Here is a 16,339-nt window from a genome sequence, read left to right on the forward strand (position 1 = left end):
CGTTTCGGATTTAATCATAATGGCCAATCTTCCCGATTTCGAAGCCTGGGCGGTATTCGCCAAGGTGGCGGAGCGCGGCTCCTTCTCCGCGGCCGCGGCTGAACTGAACCTGTCGAAAGCCACCGTTTCCAAGGCGGTGGCGCGGCTGGAGGAGCGGCTCGGCGCCCCCCTGCTGCACAGAAGCTCACGCCGCCTGTCGCTCAGCGAGACAGGGCGCATGTCGCTGGAACGGGCGCAGCGCATCCTCGCGGAGGGTGAGGCGATCGAGGAGGAAGCGTCCGAAAAGGCGGCCGAACCCCACGGCCTGGTGCGCCTCGCCGCGCCCATGTCGTTCGGCGTGCTGCATCTCGGAGACCTGCTGCCGGATTTTCTGGCGCTCTATCCGAAGGTCTCGGTCGAGGTGCATCTGTCCGATCAATATGTCGACCTGATCGGCGGTGGTTACGACGCGGCCCTCCGGATCGGTGCGCTGGCCGATTCCGCGCTGCGCGCCCGGCGGCTGTTCACGATGCGCGCGCCGCTGGTCGGCTCACCCGCCTATTTCGCGCGCCACGGCCGGCCGCAGCATCCGCGCGAGCTGGAGAATCATCAGCTCATCCGCTACTCGCACCGCACCAATCCGAGCATGCTGACTTTCTATCATCCGCTGGAAGGCGAATGCACGGTGCGTGTCGACGGGCGGATCCTCACCAACAATGGCGATATCGTGCTGCCGTCGCTGCTGGGCGGCATCGCGATGGGGGTGCAGCCGGAATTCTTCGTCTGGCAGCATCTGCGCGACGGGCGGCTCGAAGAGGCGCTGGCCGGTTGGTCCGGCGCGCCGGCGGCGCTCCACATCGTGACGCCGCCGGGCTCACGCCGCCCGGCACGGGTGCGTGCGCTGATCGAGTTCCTCGCGGACCGTTTCCTGCAGGCGCCGTGGGCGCATGGGGTGTCCGTGAAGGAATAGTTCGGAAAATCGTCGGTTCGGTTCGAGCGTAGTCGATAACCCGGACCGAGCGAAGTCGAGGTTCCTGACCTTCTCGACTTCGCTCGGATCGAATGGGAAGGGCTATGATCGTCGAGCGATCTTGCTCTTCGAACTCACTCGAATTCGAGGATCACGGCGTCGACCGCCAGGCTGTCGCCCGGCTTGGCTTCCACCGCCTTGACGGTGCCGGCCTTCTCGGCGCGCAGGATATTCTCCATCTTCATCGCCTCGACCACCGCGAGCGGCTGGCCGGCCTCGACCTTGTCGCCGACGCCGACATGCAGCGCGGTGAGCAGGCCCGGCATCGGGCAGAGCAGGAAGCGCGAAAGATCCGGCGGCACCTTCTCGATCATATAATTGGCGAGGCGAGCGACATGCGGATCCAGCACGCGCGCCGTGAAGGTCGCGCCATGGGTGGTCAGCTTCCAGAACAGCCCCGCGCGCTTGACCTTGACCGCCAGCGGCTCGCCGTCGATGGTCGCCTCGATCAGGCGCTGGCCGGGCACGAACGGCGCGTCGAGGACGATCTCCGTCCCATCGACGCGGATCGCCTCGCCTTCCAGCACGACATGGTGATCGGTGTCGCCGATGCGCACGACCCATTCGTCGGGTGCCGGAATCGGGCCGTTGAGCTGGCCGTCGATCAGGCTGGCGCGCGCCGCGGTTGCGGTCGCGATGCGGGCGGCAATGGCCGAGAGCGAGCGGATCAGGCTGGCATCCGCAGGGGCGCCGACAAAACCCTCCGGATATTCCTCGGCGATGAAGCCGGTGGTGAGCCGGCCGTCGCGGAAGCGCTCATGCTGCATGATCGCGGAGAGGAAATCGATATTGTGGCCGATGCCGTCGATCTCGAACTGGTCGAGCGCGGTGATCTGCTTGTCGATCGCTTCCAGGCGGGTCGGCCCGTAGGTGATCAGCTTGGCGATCATCGGATCGTAGAACATCGAGATTTCGGAGCCTTCGCTCACGCCGTCGTCGATGCGGACATCGTCGGCCGCCAGCGGCGGGCTGTAGCGGACGAGGCGGCCGGTCGACGGCAGGAAGCCGCGATAGGGATCCTCGGCATAGACGCGATTCTCTATCGCCCAGCCGTTGATCGGCACCTGATCCTGGGTCAGCGCGAGCTTCTCGCCATAGGCGACGCGGATCATCTGCTCCACGAGGTCGAGGCCGGTGATATATTCGGTCACCGGATGCTCGACCTGCAGGCGCGTGTTCATCTCCAGGAAGTAGAAGCCCTGGCCGGTGGTGTCCGCGCCGCTGACGATCAACTCGACCGTGCCGGCGCTGTAATAGCCGACGGCGCGGGCCAGAGCGACCGCTTGCTCGCCCATCGCCTTGCGCATCTCGGGCGTGACGAAGGGCGACGGCGCCTCCTCGACCACCTTCTGGTGGCGGCGCTGGATCGAGCATTCGCGCTCGTTGAGGTAGAGGATGTTGCCGTGCTTGTCGCCGAGCACCTGGATCTCGATATGGCGCGGGCTCTCGATGAACTTCTCGATGAACACGCGATCGTCGCCGAAGCTGGCGAGGCCCTCGCGCTTGGTCGCCTCGAAGCCCTCGCGCACGTCCTGCTCGCTATAGGCGAGGCGCATACCCTTGCCGCCGCCGCCGGCCGACGCCTTCATCATCACCGGATAGCCGATGTCGGACGCGATCTTCACCGCATCGTCGGTGGTGGCGATCTCGCCCAGGAAGCCGGGGACGACGTTGACGCCGGCCGCCTTGGCGAGCTTCTTGGATTCGATCTTGTCGCCCATCGCGGCGATTGCGCCGACCGGCGGGCCGATGAAGGCGATGCCGGCCGCTTCCAGCGCCTCGGCGAAGCTCGTCCGCTCCGAGAGGAAGCCGTAGCCCGGATGCACGGCCTCGGCGCCCGTCGCCTTGCACGCCTCGATGATCTTGTCGGCGAGCAGATAGGATTGGCCGGCGGGCGGGGGGCCGAGATGGACGGCCTCGTCCGCCATCTCGACATGCTTGGCGCGCGCGTCGGCATCCGAATAGACCGCGACGGTCTTGATGCCCATGCGGCGTGCGGTCTTGATTACGCGGCAAGCGATTTCGCCGCGATTGGCGATCAGGATTTTCTTGAACATTCCCCGTCCCGTTATTCGGCCGCGATGGCGAGCGGTTCACGCGCCAGCGAAGGTTTGAGCCCCAGTTTGTCGAAAAGCTTGGCGTCCGCGTTGGAACCGGCATTGCCGGTGGTCAGCAGCTTGTCGCCCGTGAAGATCGAGTTGGCGCCGGCCAGGAAGGCGAGCGCCTGTGTCGCTTCCGACATCGATTCGCGCCCGGCGGAGAGGCGGACCACCGAGGCCGGCATGGTGATGCGTGCCACCGCGACGGTACGCACGAACTCGATCTCGTCGATCTGCGCTGCCGGAATGCCCTTCAGCATGTCGCCCAGCGGCGTGCCTTCGATCGGCACAAGCTCGTTGATCGGCACGCTGCCCGGATGCTCGGGCAGCGTTGCCAGCGCATGGATGAAACCGACGCGATCGGCGCGGGTCTCGCCCATGCCGACGATGCCGCCGCAGCACACGTTGATCCCGGCGCCGCGCACGCGCTCCAGCGTCCGGAGGCGATCGTCATAGGTGCGGGTGGTGACGACATCGCCATAATATTCGGGCGAGCTGTCGAGATTATGGTTGTAATAGTCGAGCCCGGCCTCGGCGAGCCGTTCGGTCTGCTCGTCGCTGAGCATGCCCAGCGTCATGCAGGTCTCCAGCCCCATCGCCTTCACCCCCTCGACCATCGCGACGATGGCGTCCATGTCGCGATCCTTGGGCTCACGCCAGGCGGCGCCCATGCAGAAGCGCTCGGAGCCGGCGGCCTTGGCCTCGCGCGCGGCCTCCAGCACGGCATCGACGGCCATCAGCTTCTCGGCCTTGAGGCCGGTGTCGTGGCTGGCGGACTGGCTGCAATAGCCGCAATTCTCCGCGCAGCCGCCGGTCTTGATCGAAAGGAGGGTCGAAAGCTGCACCGCATTGGCGTCATGATAAGCGCGATGCACCGTCTGCGCCTGCCAGAGCAGATCGTTGAACGGCAGATCGAAGAGCGCGGCGATCTCTTCGCGGGTCCAGTCGGTACGAGGCTTGACCATGCCAACTCCGTTGAAAATATAGGATTTCATTGAAGACCCTGCGCCTTCTTAAACGCCTTCACGTCGCTATTGAACAAATCATCAACAGACGGGCGTTTCTGTTCATAGTCGGAGTCCTTCGTATAGATACTATACGTTCCGTCTCCATTTTCACTGATGTAATAGATCGCCTTAAAGTCTTTAATGGAGCCATCTGAAAACCCAGCGCCGGAAATTCCTGAACAATAGAAGGGGCCGTTCGAGCTTGACACACTATAAGATCGCTGCCGAATACCCTTAAGCACACGAATAGTCTTGATTATTCCTTGAACACTTGAATCGGCAAAGCCTGTATCTTTGACGATTCCTGTAAATTTTCCGAGAACTATAACTGCGCTTCTCGCGGAATAATCCCGCATCTCCCAAGCGGGTGGCCTTCGCGCACAGGCGCTGGCACTTTCCCCGATACACAGACCGGCAAATAACAGAATAAAGGCAATACCAGATTTCACTCGGCAGCCTCGTCGATGCCCTCTGGGGGCAGATTGTGTCCGAGCAGCCGTAGCACTTCGCCGGCGGCGGTGACCAGATTGGTACCCGGGCCGAAAATGCCCTGGACGCCGGCATCGCGGAGAAACTGATAGTCCTGCGCGGGGATGACGCCGCCGGCGACGACCTTGATGTCCGGCCGGCCGGCGTCGCGCAGATGGCCGATCAGCTCGGGGATCAGCGTCTTGTGCCCGGCGGCGAGGCTGGAGGCGCCGACCACGTCGACATCCGCCTTGATCGCCATCTCGGCGGCTTCCTTGGGCGTCTGGAAAAGCGGGCCGGCGAGTACGTCGAAGCCGAGGTCGCCGAAGGCCGAACTCACCAGGTTCGCGCCGCGGTCATGGCCGTCCTGGCCCATCTTGGCGACGAACAGCTTGGGCTTGCGGCCCTTGCGCTGCGCGATCGCATTGACGCCGTCCACCAAATTTCCCCAGCGCGCTTCCTCGCCATAGGCGCCGCCATAGATGCCCTTCACCGGCGTCGGGCTGGTGCCGTAACGGCCGAAGACATCCTCCATCGCGGCGGAGATCTCACCCAGCGTCGCGCGTTTGCGCGCGCATTCGACGGCGAGGCCGAGGAGATTCTCCTTGCCCCTGGCGCCCTCGCGCAACGCATCGAGCGCGGCCTGGCAGGCGGCCTCGTCGCGGCCGGCCTTCACCTTCTGGATGCGGCGGATCTGCGCCTCGCGCACGGCGTGGTTGTCGACATCGAGGATCTCGATCTCGGCTTCCTCGGCGAGGCGATATTTGTTGACGCCGACGATCACCTGCTCGCCGCGGTCGATGCGCGCGGCGGTGGCGGCGGCGGCTTCCTCGATCATCGCCTTGGGCCAGCCGGCGGCGACCGCCTTGGCCATTCCGCCCTCGGCCTCGACCCGCTCGATGATCTCCCAGGCCTTGTCGACCAGCTCCTGGGTCAGCGCCTCGACATAATAGGAGCCACCGAGCGGATCGACGACCTTGGTCATGCCGGTCTCTTCCTGGATCACGATCTGCGTGTTGCGCGCGATCCGGGCGGAGAAGTCGGTGGGCAGCGCGATCGCCTCGTCGAGCGCGTTGGTGTGGAGCGACTGGGTGCCGCCCAGCATCGCCGCCATCGCCTCGATCGTGGTGCGCATGACGTTGTTGTAGGGATCCTGCTCGGTAAGCGAGACGCCCGACGTCTGGCAGTGGGTGCGCAGCATCTTGGAGCGCTCGTCCTTGGCGCCCAGCCTGGTCATCACCCGGTGCCAGAGTACGCGCGCCGCGCGCAGCTTGGCGATCTCCATGAAGAAGTTCATGCCGATCGCGAAGAAGAAGGAGAGGCGGCCGGCGAACTTGTCGATGTCGAGGCCGGAGGCCACGCCATATTTCACATATTCCATGCCGTCGGCGATGGTGAAGGCAAGCTCCTGCACCTGCGTCGCGCCGGCTTCCTGCATATGGTAGCCGGAGATGGAGATGGAGTTGAATTTCGGCATGTTCGCGCTGGTGAAGGCGAAGATGTCCGAGATGATCCGCATGCTCGGCTCGGGCGGGTAGATATAGGTGTTGCGGACCATGAACTCCTTGAGGATGTCGTTCTGGATGGTCCCGTCGAGCTGGGCTTGCGACACGCCCTGCTCCTCGCCCGCGACGATGAAGAAGGCGAGGATCGGGATGACCGCGCCGTTCATCGTCATCGACACCGACATCTTGTCGAGCGGAATGCCGTCGAACAGGATCTTCATGTCGTCGATCGTGTCGATCGCCACGCCTGCCTTGCCGACGTCGCCGGTCACGCGCGGATGATCGCTGTCATAGCCGCGGTGGGTGGCGAGATCGAAGGCGACCGAGAGGCCCTTCTGCCCCGCCTTGAGGTTGCGATGATAGAAGGCGTTGGACGCCTCGGCGGTGGAGAAGCCCGCATATTGGCGGATCGTCCACGGCCGGCCGGCATACATGGAGGCGCGCACGCCGCGGGTGAAGGGCGCGAAGCCGGGCAGGCCCGGATCGATCCCCGCCACATCCTCGGCGGTGTAGAGCGGCTTCACCGCGATGCCCTCGGGGGTGTTCCAGGTCAGGTCCTGGCCCTTGACCTCCTTGGCGGCAGCGGTCTGCCAGTCGGCGATCGTCTTGTCGGTCATGCTCTTTCTCGCGTGCTCAGGACACGGACGACGAAGATGCCATCATCGTCGATCGTGTAGATGAGGAGATATTGGAGATCGCGGAGGAGATATTCGCGCGTGCCGGGAATATCGCCGATGCGAGCGGTGTAGGGGGCGGACTGCCAGTGCGTCGGCACGATCCTCGATGATGGCGACCACGGCGTCGGCCCGATCGGGATCGCGGTCGGCATGAAAATGCCAGATACGCTCGAGATCGGCGCGCGCGTTGAACGCCCAGCGGACCGCCACCTAGCCGCGCTGCGCGAAGAAACGGCGTTTGACCTCGGCCATGTGATCGTGGAGCTCTTCGCTGCTGATCGTGCGCCCCGCCCGGATGTCGTCGAGACCTTCCTGGACCGCAGCGGCGAAGGCGCGCTGGCGCTCGACATAGGTGTGCACGGCGTCGCCGAGCAGCTCATCGAGCGGACGCTCGCTGTTCCGCGCCCATTGCTCCAGCTCGGCGAGCTCCTTCGCCGGGATCTGGAGCTGCACTGCCCTGGTCTCTTCGCCCATGCCGCCTCCATAGCCCGAAACGCCGATGATGACGAGATCATGTTCACCGGCCCTTGAACACCGGCGGGCGCTTCTCGGCGAAGGCGGCGATGGATTCCTTGAAGTCCTCGGTCTTGCCCGAGGCGCTCTGGTTGTCGCGCTCGATCTGGAGCGTCTCCGGCAGGGTGGCGGTCAGCGCCGCGGCGATCTGCTTGCGGATGCGGCCGATCGCCTGCGTCGGTCCGGCGGCGAGCTTGCGCGCGATCGCGGTCGCCTCCTCGAGCACCTTCTCGTCGTCGACGACGCGGGTGACGAGCCCGGCGGCCAGCGCATCCTCGGCCATCAGCCGCTCGCCGAGCAGCGCCATCTCCAGCGCCTTCACCCGCCCGACCGCCTTGGCGACCATCCAGCTCGCGCCGCCATCCGGCACCAGGCCGATATTGACGAAGGCGAGCAGCAGATAGGCCGAGCGGGCCATGACGCTGATGTCGCCGGACAGCGCGTAGCTGCAGCCCGCGCCCGCGGCGAGGCCGTTGATCGCGGTAACCACCGGGATGTCGAGATTGGCGAGCTTGAGCGCCAGCGGATTATAGCATTCGTCGACGATCGGGCCGAGGTCCTCGGGCAGCCCGGTCTCGCCGCGCGCGGTGAGATCCGCGCCCGAGCAGAAGGCGCGGCCCTCGCCGGTCAGGATCAGCGCGCGGGCGCCGTTGGTCACCGCCTCGTCGATCGCGGCCATCGTCTCGGCGAAGAGCTGCGGCGTCAGCGCGTTCAGCCGGTCGGGCCGGTTGAGCGTGAGCGTCGCCACATTCTCGGCAAGCTCCAGCCGGATGGTCTCGTAGCTCAATGCCCGGCCCCCGGCTTCGGCGTTTCCATGATCTCGGTCAGCACGCCGTTCATGTCCTTGGGATGGACGAAGAAGATCAGGGTGCCGTGCGCGCCGATGCGCGGCTCGCCCAACACCTTCTTGCCGAGCCCTTCGAACCAGGCCTTCGCCTCGTGGATGTCGGGCACCTCATAGCACATGTGATGCTGGCCGCCGGCCGGGTTCTTGGCGAGGAAGCCGTGGATCGGGCTGTCCTCGCCCAGCGGCTCGACCAGCTCGATCTGGGTGCCCGCCGTGCCGTTCTCGCCCGGCGTGTCGACGAAGCAGACCTTCACCTTCTGCGCCGGCATGTCGAACGGCTCATGGATCTTGGTGGCGCCCATGATGTCGCGATAATAAGCGACCGACGCCTCGATAGAGGGCGTGGCGACGCCGATATGGTTCAAACGGCCGAGTTTCATGAGCAGCTTTCCATCTTGCCGTTGCGGTTCTGGCGAATGAACTGCCCATCCGAAAATATGTAATGGGCGACAAAGGGGAAGGACCCTTTGTAGATCACATCGAATGACTGTCCTTTGCGAATATTTGCGATCTCGCCGGTAGTCGATATCACCTTGCTTCCGTCTTCTTCTGAGCCTTCATTATCATGGTGCAGATAGATGGTCCCAAGATTCTTTGGGCCGCTCTCGTCAAGTTCGGTCAGAGTTGCCCAGGCGCAGGTATCCCCTGCGCTCGTGCCGCTACCTGCCGCGTAAAGCACCTTTCCATCGACGAACTTGTCGCTGACGTAAAAGTGATTGACCGCGCCATGCATGCCGGTCTGGACAAATTTCAGATCGGCTTTCTTGATCGAGAACGTATCGTTCCGTCTGGTCAAATAGTGAGCCGCAATCCGTCCTTCGGTCTGGGCTCCGAAATCGACTGCTTCACCATCCGACAGCAAGACAGGGCCGAACTTGGTCTCCACAAGCATTGCCGGCATGTATCGGTATGTCGTCCCGCCGGGGTGATCCGTTATCGTCGCAGAACCGCTCTTCCCAAAGGCTGCACGGAAAGCTTCGGCCAACTCCGCCTGCGACCCCTTCGACCCCGCTTCATGGGTTGGCCGACCGGGCGTTGAATGCGGGGAGAGGCTTGCCTCGGACGTGTTGACGTTTTCCGCCCCATCTCCACCCTGCTGGCATCCGCTTGCCGCGAACAGGACAAGCGCACCGAATGCGCCGCCCGTCAGCCCCCTGGGCTGCGGACGGAAGGATACGGATGTCGGCGCGGCGTAGACCATGACCAATACCTAGGATTGCCGCGCAGCGTGGCGGCTTTGCCGAGGGAAAGAGGACGGTTTCGTCACAGCGGAATATTGTCGTGCTTCTTCCAGGGATTTTCGAGGCTCTTGTTGCGGAGCTTCCGGAGGCCGAGCGCGATCCGCTTGCGGGTCGAGTGCGGCATGATCACCTCGTCGATGAAGCCCTTGCTCGCCGCGACGAACGGGTTGGCGAAGCGCTCCTCATATTCCTTGGTGCGCGCCGCGATCTTGTCGGCATCGCCGATATCCTTGCGGAAGATGATCTCCACCGCGCCCTTGGCGCCCATCACCGCGATCTCCGCGGTCGGCCAGGCATAGTTGAAGTCGCCGCGCAGATGCTTGGAGGACATGACGTCATAGGCGCCGCCATAAGCCTTGCGGGTGATCACGGTGATCTTCGGCACGGTCGCCTCGGCATAGGCGAAGAGCAGCTTGGCGCCATGCTTGATGATGCCGTTATGCTCCTGCGCGGTGCCCGGCAGGAACCCCGGCACGTCGACGAAGGTGACGATCGGAATGTCGAACGCGTCGCAGAAGCGCACGAAGCGGCCCGCCTTGCGCGCCGAGGAGATGTCGAGCACGCCGGCCAGCACCATCGGCTGGTTGGCGACGATGCCGACGGTGCGGCCCTCGATGCGGCCGAAACCGATGATGATGTTCGCCGCGTAGGAAGGCTGCACCTCGAAGAAATCGCCCTCGTCGACGACCTTCGTGATCAGCTCCTTCATGTCATAGGGCTTGTTCGCGCTGTCCGGGATCAGCGTGTCGAGGCTGTCCTCGATCCGGTCCCAGGGATCGTCGGTCGGACGGACCGGGACATGCTCGCGGTTGGAGAGCGGCAGGAAATCGAAGAAGTCGCGGGTGGCGAGCAGCGCCTCGATGTCGTTCTCGAACGCATTGTCGGCAACGCCGGACTTGGCGGTGTGGCTGACCGCGCCGCCGAGCTGCTCCTGCGTCACCACCTCGTTGGTGACGGTCTTCACCACGTCCGGGCCGGTGACGAACATGTAGGACGAATCCTTCACCATGAAGATGAAGTCGGTCATCGCCGGCGAATAGACCGCGCCGCCCGCGCAGGGGCCCATGATCAGGCTGATCTGCGGCACCACGCCGGAGGCGAGCACGTTGCGCTGGAACACCTCGGCATAGCCGCCGAGCGACGCCACGCCCTCCTGGATGCGGGCGCCGCCCGAATCGTTGAGGCCGATCACCGGCGCGCCGGTCTTCAGCGCCATGTCCATGATCTTGCAGATCTTCTGCGCGTGCCGCTCGGACAGGGAGCCGCCGAAAACGGTGAAATCCTGGCTGAACACATAGACCAGGCGGCCATTGATCGTGCCCGATCCGGTGACGACGCCGTCGCCCGGGATCACCTGGTCCTGCATGCCGAAATCGACGCAGTTATGCTCGACATACATGTCGAGCTCCTCGAAGCTGCCTTCGTCCAGCAGCACGTCGAGCCGCTCGCGTGCGGTGAGCCGGCCCTTCTTGTGCTGGGAGTCGATCCTGGCCTCGCCGCCGCCGAGCTTGGCCTGGGCGCGCTTGTCTTCCAGTTTCTGCAAAATCGAGAGCATCCGCTCCACTTCCCTATTGTCGGCGCGGCCGTCCCCTGAGGGCCGCCAGACTCCCCCTTTCCAAGCTTTGGCCGATTGTGCAAATGCGAATTTGCGAAGTTGCGAAGGCTGTCTTTGCAAATTATAGGAGGCCCGTCATGGCCCGAACACCCCGCCATCGCCTGTTCGCCGGCGCGGAGTTGCGCGGGCTGCGGGCTCGTGCCGGCCTTGGCCAGGCCTCAATGGCGGAGCGCATCGGCCTCTCCGTCTCCTATCTGTCCCAACTCGAGAATGGCGATCGGCCGCTCACCGCCAAGGTGATCGAAGCGCTGAGCGCCGCCTTCCCGCTGGACTGGCGGCTGTTCGAGGCGAATGACGCCACGCAGCGCATCGCGGCGATCCGCGCGGCGGCGGCCGATCCGCTGTTCGCCGATCCGCCGATTCCACTCGAGACCCTCTATCGCGCGGTGGAGCAGCAGCCGGCGCTTGCCGATCGCTTCGTGCAGCTGCATGCCGCCTATCGGCGCAGCGAGGAGCGGCTGCAGATCGTCGACGACGCCATATCCTCGGGTGTGCCCGGCGCGGACCGGCTGCCGTGGGAGGAGGTGCGCGACTGGTTTCACGACGAGGGCAATTATGTCGATGCGATCGATCGCGCGGCGGAGGTGCTGGCGGCGCGGCTCTGTGATGCGGACGGCCCGTCCGAGGCAATCCTTGCGGCGCATCTGCAGGAGGCGCACGGCATCACGGTGGCGCTGGCAGGCCATGAGGAGGCGCGCGCGCCCCTCCGCACCTTCGAACGCGCCGCGCGGCGGCTGGTGGTCGATCGCGCGCTGCCGCCGGAAAGCCGGCGCTTCCTGATCGCCCATCAGCTCATGGCGGTCGAAGTCGAGCCGGTGATCGCCGATCTCGCTACTCATGCACCGCTGCGCACGCCTGAGGCACGGCGGCTGCTTTCGGTCGGCCTCGCCAATCATGCGGCGGGGGCGTTGCTGATGCCTTATGAACGCTTCCGCGCGGCCGCGCGTGCGATGCGGCACGATATCGACCGGCTCTGCCAGCGTTTCGGCGTCAGCTTCGAGCAGGCCTGCCATCGGCTGTCCACGCTGCAGAGACCGGATTCGCGCGGCATCCCCTTCTTCTTCTGCCGGGTGGACATGGCGGGCAACATCACCAAGCGCCACTCGGCGACGCGGCTTCAGTTCGCCCGTTTCGGAGGCGCTTGCCCGCTGTGGATCGTGCACGAGGCGGTTGCCATCCCCGACCGCATCCTCGTGCAACTGGCCGAAACGCCCGACGGAGTCCGCTACGTCTCGATGGCCAAGGGGCTAGTGAAGCCTTCCGGCAGCTATGCACGCAGCCCGCGCCGCTACGCCGTCGCGCTCGGCTGCGAGGCCGAGCACGCCGCCGAGTTCATCTACGCGGACGGGCTCGACGTCGCGAGCCGGGCGGCGGCGACGCCGATTGGCATCTCCTGTCGGCTCTGCCCGCGGCCGGATTGCGAGCAGCGCGCCTTCCCGCCCGCCGACCGGCCGATCGCGATCGATCCCGACGTGCGGGACGTCGTGCCTTACAGGGTTCTGTGAGGGCGGAAAGGCGCTCGCCACGATGCGATTTTCCCCTCCGGTGCCTGGCTGCGAGACACAGGCATTGCAGGTTCTGCCCTTCTTCGTCAGCCGGGCTCAGCGGGACGCTTCGCTGAGCCCGCCTTCCGTCGGGATTGACGTCAACAACCGCGATCAAATCGACGCATAAATCCGGCAGTCTCGCGGCGGGGGAGAGGCTTCTGGTCCTAGCGGCTCTCGATCAACGGCCGCCGCGGCGCGGCGGTGGTGCGTTGTCGCCGCCGGATGGAGGCGCCGGCGTGGCGCGCGGAGCTGGCGCCGGCCGCATGCCGCCACGGTTGCCGCCCCAGTTGCGATACCAGCCCGAAGGCGGCTGCGGCCGACCGTTGCCGCCGCCCTGCCACTGGCCACCGCCCGGCCGCGGCTGCGGAGCGCCCGGCGGCGGCGGGCCACCATGGTCGCCGCCGTGATCGCCCCCATGATCGCCATGGCCGGGTCCGCCGGGTCCGCCCGGGCCGCCCTGCCATCCACCCGGCCGCCCTGGATTGCCTGGCCGTCCGGGCCCGCCCGGACGATTGCCGTGCCAATGATTCCAGTCATTGTCGCGCATCCGCCGACGGTGGCCGCCGCGATCATATACCCAGTAGCCGTAGCCCGGATAATAATAGTCGTTATACCAGCCATAGCCGGGATAGCCGCCATAATAATCGTCATAATAGCCGCCGCCATATCCGACGCCGACCGAGCCATAGCCATAACCGCCGCCATAATCGTCATAGGCGCAGCCGCCGAGGGTAAGCGCAGCGGCGAGAGCGGTGCCGGTGACGGCAAATTTACGGGAAATGCGCATTTTCTTTCCAGTCCCGATAAGGGTCCATCGACCTGTCAGTGTGCATGAAACGCTTGAATGAGGACTGAATTTCCCTGGGTGACGGGGCATCTTGCGGAAAAGTGGGCGCCGGATCTTCGCACGAACGATGCGGCCCTCACAAAGCTGGGGCGAGCAGCCTCGTGCCGCCGCAGCCAAGCCGGCTTTCGTAAGATCGCCTCGCAGCGTGACTGGCCGGTGCTACCCTTTCCCTTGCAGCAGCCCCTCGCTATAGCGCGCGTGACTCTTGACATACGCAGCATAGGGGAAGCCCGCATGACCGCCGTCGGACAGGATACACTCGAGACCCGCGCAACCCTGGACGTCGGTGGCAAGCCTTATGCCTATTATTCTCTGCCGGCCGCGGCGCAGAAGCTGGGCGACATCTCCCGCCTGCCTTTCTCGATGAAGGTGCTGCTGGAAAATCTGCTGCGTTTCGAGGATGGCGTGACCGTCACCGTCGAGGACATCCAGGCAATCGTCGACTGGCAGAAGGACCGTACGTCCGAGCGCGAGATCCAGTATCGCCCGGCTCGCGTGCTGATGCAGGATTTCACCGGCGTGCCCTGCGTCGTCGATCTGGCCGCGATGCGGGATGCGATCAGCAAGCTCGGCGGCGACGCGCAGAAGATCAATCCGCTGGTGCCCGTCCATCTCGTCATCGATCACTCGGTGATGGTCGACAGCTTCGGCACGCCGAACGCCTTCCAGGAGAATGTCGAGCTCGAATATGCGCGCAACGGCGAGCGGTACGAGTTCCTGCGATGGGGCTCCAAGGCGCTGAACAACTTCAAGGTGGTTCCGCCGGGCACCGGCATCTGCCACCAGGTGAATCTGGAGCATATCGCCCAGGCGGTGTGGCACTCCGTCGATGATTCGGGCGCAGCCGTCGCCTATCCCGATACCTGCGTCGGCACCGACAGCCATACCACGATGGTCAACGGCCTCGGCGTGCTGGGCTGGGGCGTGGGCGGCATCGAGGCCGAGGCCGCGATGCTGGGCCAGCCGGTCAGCATGCTCATCCCCGAAGTGGTCGGCTTCAAGCTCTCGGGCACGCTGCCTGAAGGCGTTACCGCGACCGACCTGGTGCTCACTGTCACGCAGATGCTCCGCGCCAAGGGCGTGGTCGGCCGCTTCGTCGAATTCTACGGCCCCGGCCTCGATGCGCTGAGCCTCGCCGACCGCGCGACCATCGCCAACATGGCCCCGGAATATGGCGCCACCTGCGGCTTCTTCCCGATCGACGACGCGACGCTCACCTATATGCGGCTCACCGGCCGCAGTGCCGAGGCGATCGCGCTGGTCGAAACCTATGCGAAGACGCAGGGCTTCTGGCGCGACGCGACCGCGCCGGACCCGGTGTTCACCGACACGCTGAACCTCGACATGAGCACAGTCCAACCCTCGCTCGCCGGCCCGAAGCGCCCGCAGGACCGCGTGCTGCTCGGCCATGTCGACGAGGGCTTCAACAATGAACTCGCCTCGGGCTACAAGAAGGGTGACGAGGCCGACAAGCGCGTGCCCGTCGAGGGCAAGGATTTCGATCTCGGACATGGCGACGTCGTGATCGCCGCGATCACGAGCTGCACCAACACCTCCAACCCCTCGGTGCTGGTCGCCGCGGGCCTGGTGGCGCGCAAGGCCAATGCGCTCGGCCTCAAGGCCAAGCCCTGGGTGAAGACCAGCCTCGCGCCCGGATCGCAGGTGGTGACCGACTATCTTACCAAGTCGGGCCTGCAGACGGATCTCGACGCGATCGGCTTCAACCTGGTCGGCTATGGCTGCACCACCTGCATCGGCAATTCGGGCCCGCTGCCGGATCCGATCTCCAAGGCGATCAACGGCAACGACCTCGTCGCCTCGGCGGTGCTCTCGGGCAACCGCAACTTCGAGGGCCGCGTGTCGCCCGACGTGCGCGCCAACTATCTCGCCTCGCCGCCGCTGGTGGTCGCCTATTCGCTGTTCGGCACGACCGCGAAGGACATCACCGAGGAGCCGATCGGCGAGAGCAGCGAGGGCAAGCCGGTCTATCTGAAGGACATCTGGCCGAGCACCGCGGAGGTCGCCAACACCGTCGCCTCGGCGATCGACAGCGCGATGTTCTCGAACCGCTACGCCAATGTCTTCCAGGGCGACAAGCACTGGCAGGCGATCGACGTCGAGGGCTCGGACACCTATACGTGGCGCGCCGGCTCCACCTATGTCGCCAACCCGCCCTATTTCGAGGGCATGGAGATGACGCCGGCACCGGTGACCGACATTCGCGATGCGCGTCCGCTCGCCATCTTCGCGGATTCGATCACCACCGACCACATCTCGCCTGCAGGCTCGATCAAGGTCGACAGCCCGGCCGGCCGATATCTGATGGAGCATCAGGTCAGCAAGGCCGACTTCAACAGCTATGGCGCGCGCCGCGGCAACCATGACGTGATGATGCGCGGCACCTTCGCCAATATCCGCATCAGGAACGAGATGATCCCCGGCATCGAAGGCGGCATGACCAAATATGTGCCGACCGGCGAGGTGCTGGCGATCTATGACGCGGCGATGAAGTACAAGGCGGACGGAACGCCGCTGGTCGTCGTCGCGGGCAAGGAATATGGCACCGGCTCGTCGCGCGACTGGGCGGCGAAGGGCACCAACCTGCTCGGCGTGCGCGCCGTGATCGCCGAGAGCTTCGAGCGCATCCACCGCTCGAACCTGGTCGGCATGGGCGTGCTGCCGCTGCAGTTCGCCGAAGGCGTCGACCGCAAGACGCTGAAGCTCGACGGCACCGAGACCTTCACCATCGAGAATGTCGCCGAGCTGCGTCCGCGCCAGACAGTGCATGTGACGCTGACCCGCGCCGACGGCAGCAGCGAGACGTTCGAGACGCGGTGCCGTATCGATACGGTCAACGAGCTCGAATATTTCCTGAACGGCGGCATCCTGCAATATGTGCTGCGCAAGCTCGCCGCCTGATCGGACCTGAGAGCCGGCGACGCTCCGGTTGGGAGCGTCGCCGCT

Annotated in this window: 14 protein-coding genes; 3 read left to right on the top strand and 11 right to left on the bottom strand. The window is 65.2% G+C overall.

All coding sequences use genetic code 11. The features are described from left to right. Nucleotides 1-19: 19 nt before the first annotated feature. Complete coding sequence (locus GQY20_RS01345) at nt 20-949, top strand: LysR family transcriptional regulator (RefSeq protein ID WP_157215241.1); 930 nt, start codon at nt 20-22, stop codon at nt 947-949. Nucleotides 950-1,083: 134 nt separating this feature from the next. Here the strand turns inward: GQY20_RS01345 and GQY20_RS01350 are convergent, their stop codons facing one another. From GQY20_RS01350 to GQY20_RS01395, 10 genes are all read right to left on the bottom strand, one after another. Continuing rightward, nucleotides 1,084-3,066: an acetyl-CoA carboxylase biotin carboxylase subunit gene (locus tag GQY20_RS01350; protein ID WP_157215242.1), complete on the bottom strand. Its 1,983-nt coding sequence runs from the start codon at nt 3,064-3,066 to the stop codon at nt 1,084-1,086. A gap of 11 nt (nt 3,067-3,077) precedes the next feature. Further along, nucleotides 3,078-4,073, bottom strand: coding sequence for a biotin synthase BioB (bioB, locus tag GQY20_RS01355; protein WP_157215243.1), 996 nt, complete (start codon nt 4,071-4,073; stop codon nt 3,078-3,080). Nucleotides 4,074-4,099: 26 nt separating this feature from the next. After that, nucleotides 4,100-4,564, bottom strand: a complete 465-nt coding sequence (locus tag GQY20_RS01360) for a hypothetical protein (protein WP_157215244.1) — start codon at nt 4,562-4,564, stop codon at nt 4,100-4,102. Next, nucleotides 4,561-6,705: a methylmalonyl-CoA mutase gene (gene scpA / locus GQY20_RS01365; protein WP_157215245.1), complete on the bottom strand. Its 2,145-nt coding sequence runs from the start codon at nt 6,703-6,705 to the stop codon at nt 4,561-4,563. Before scpA ends, GQY20_RS01360 begins: the two co-directional genes overlap by 4 nt. 42 nt (nt 6,706-6,747) lie before the next feature. Beyond that, complete coding sequence (locus GQY20_RS01370) at nt 6,748-6,975, bottom strand: type II toxin-antitoxin system RelE/ParE family toxin (protein ID WP_157215246.1); 228 nt, start codon at nt 6,973-6,975, stop codon at nt 6,748-6,750. Continuing rightward, nucleotides 6,976-7,239, bottom strand: a complete 264-nt coding sequence (locus GQY20_RS01375; RefSeq protein WP_157215247.1) for a CopG family ribbon-helix-helix protein — start codon at nt 7,237-7,239, stop codon at nt 6,976-6,978. It lies immediately after the preceding gene. A 43-nt stretch (nt 7,240-7,282) separates the two neighbouring features. Further along, the gene (locus GQY20_RS01380; RefSeq protein WP_157215248.1) at nt 7,283-8,065 is read right to left on the bottom strand and encodes an enoyl-CoA hydratase-related protein; all 783 of its coding nucleotides are present in this window, start codon (nt 8,063-8,065) and stop codon (nt 7,283-7,285) included. Continuing rightward, nucleotides 8,062-8,505: a methylmalonyl-CoA epimerase gene (mce, locus tag GQY20_RS01385; protein ID WP_157215249.1), complete on the bottom strand. Its 444-nt coding sequence runs from the start codon at nt 8,503-8,505 to the stop codon at nt 8,062-8,064. Before mce ends, GQY20_RS01380 begins: the two co-directional genes overlap by 4 nt. After that, the gene (locus GQY20_RS01390; RefSeq protein ID WP_157215250.1) at nt 8,502-9,326 is read right to left on the bottom strand and encodes a hypothetical protein; all 825 of its coding nucleotides are present in this window, start codon (nt 9,324-9,326) and stop codon (nt 8,502-8,504) included. The genes mce and GQY20_RS01390 overlap by 4 nt, the downstream gene beginning before the upstream one ends. Before the next feature lie 62 nt (nt 9,327-9,388). Beyond that, entirely contained in the window at nt 9,389-10,921 is a 1,533-nt protein-coding gene (locus tag GQY20_RS01395; RefSeq protein WP_157215251.1) for an acyl-CoA carboxylase subunit beta, read from the bottom strand. 137 nt (nt 10,922-11,058) lie between these two features. Between GQY20_RS01395 and GQY20_RS01400 the strand changes: the two genes are divergently transcribed. After that, a complete protein-coding gene (locus GQY20_RS01400) occupies nt 11,059-12,486 on the top strand; it encodes a helix-turn-helix domain-containing protein (RefSeq protein ID WP_157215252.1) in 1,428 nt (475 codons plus the stop codon). 220 nt (nt 12,487-12,706) lie between these two features. Here GQY20_RS01400 and GQY20_RS31895 read toward each other — a convergent pair whose 3' ends face one another. After that, complete coding sequence (locus GQY20_RS31895; RefSeq protein WP_198350804.1) at nt 12,707-13,315, bottom strand: hypothetical protein; 609 nt, start codon at nt 13,313-13,315, stop codon at nt 12,707-12,709. A gap of 294 nt (nt 13,316-13,609) precedes the next feature. Between GQY20_RS31895 and acnA the strand changes: the two genes are divergently transcribed. Further along, nucleotides 13,610-16,294 (top strand): aconitate hydratase AcnA, encoded by a 2,685-nt coding sequence (gene acnA, locus GQY20_RS01410; protein ID WP_157215253.1) that lies wholly within the window; start codon nt 13,610-13,612, stop codon nt 16,292-16,294. Nucleotides 16,295-16,339 lie beyond the last annotated feature (45 nt).

Source organism: Flavisphingomonas formosensis (genome assembly GCF_009755815.1).
Lineage (GTDB): Bacteria > Pseudomonadota > Alphaproteobacteria > Sphingomonadales > Sphingomonadaceae > Flavisphingomonas > Flavisphingomonas formosensis.

Excerpts from the sequence above, each read along its gene's own strand:
- GQY20_RS01345 (WP_157215241.1), top strand. The coding sequence starts at position 20 with ATGGCCAATCTTCCCGATTTCGAAGCCTGGGCGGTATTCGCCAAGGTG.
- GQY20_RS01350 (WP_157215242.1), bottom strand. The coding sequence starts at position 3,066 with ATGTTCAAGAAAATCCTGATCGCCAATCGCGGCGAAATCGCTTGCCGC.
- bioB (WP_157215243.1), bottom strand. The coding sequence starts at position 4,073 with ATGGTCAAGCCTCGTACCGACTGGACCCGCGAAGAGATCGCCGCGCTC.
- scpA (WP_157215245.1), bottom strand. The coding sequence starts at position 6,705 with ATGACCGACAAGACGATCGCCGACTGGCAGACCGCTGCCGCCAAGGAG.
- GQY20_RS01375 (WP_157215247.1), bottom strand. The coding sequence starts at position 7,239 with ATGGGCGAAGAGACCAGGGCAGTGCAGCTCCAGATCCCGGCGAAGGAG.
- mce (WP_157215249.1), bottom strand. The coding sequence starts at position 8,505 with ATGAAACTCGGCCGTTTGAACCATATCGGCGTCGCCACGCCCTCTATC.
- GQY20_RS01390 (WP_157215250.1), bottom strand. The coding sequence starts at position 9,326 with ATGGTCTACGCCGCGCCGACATCCGTATCCTTCCGTCCGCAGCCCAGG.
- GQY20_RS01395 (WP_157215251.1), bottom strand. The coding sequence starts at position 10,921 with ATGCTCTCGATTTTGCAGAAACTGGAAGACAAGCGCGCCCAGGCCAAG.
- GQY20_RS01400 (WP_157215252.1), top strand. The coding sequence starts at position 11,059 with ATGGCCCGAACACCCCGCCATCGCCTGTTCGCCGGCGCGGAGTTGCGC.
- GQY20_RS31895 (WP_198350804.1), bottom strand. The coding sequence starts at position 13,315 with ATGCGCATTTCCCGTAAATTTGCCGTCACCGGCACCGCTCTCGCCGCT.
- acnA (WP_157215253.1), top strand. The coding sequence starts at position 13,610 with ATGACCGCCGTCGGACAGGATACACTCGAGACCCGCGCAACCCTGGAC.